This window comes from Paraburkholderia sp. RL17-373-BIF-A, from assembly GCF_046030175.1.
GTDB lineage: Bacteria > Pseudomonadota > Gammaproteobacteria > Burkholderiales > Burkholderiaceae > Paraburkholderia.
In genome coordinates, this window is sequence record NZ_JARESO010000559.1 from 1 (window position 1) to 233 (window position 233).

Annotated in this window: 1 pseudogene; it reads right to left on the bottom strand. The window is 62.2% G+C overall.

From position 1 onward, the window contains the following. Positions 1 to 202 (bottom strand): annotated as a pseudogene (locus P0D80_RS51745) (hypothetical protein); the annotation flags it as partial. Positions 203 to 233: the final 31 nt, after the last annotated feature.

Genomic DNA, 233 nt, shown 5'->3' on the forward strand with positions numbered 1-233 from the left:
GCCGCATCCCCCAGCCGAATAGCCGGTAGAACGTGAAGATCAGCTCGATGTACGCCGTCGTGTAGGTCGGCTCACGCCCTGACACGCCCGACGTACGGACCTTTGCGTTGATGAGCTGCGCCTTCAGATCGCCATCCGGTACATACAGGCTGATCATGCCGCGCTTTCTCAGGCTCTGGTTATACGCCCGCGCGTTTGTCACCCGGTACCCCGGCTTCCTGCGCTTACGCGGC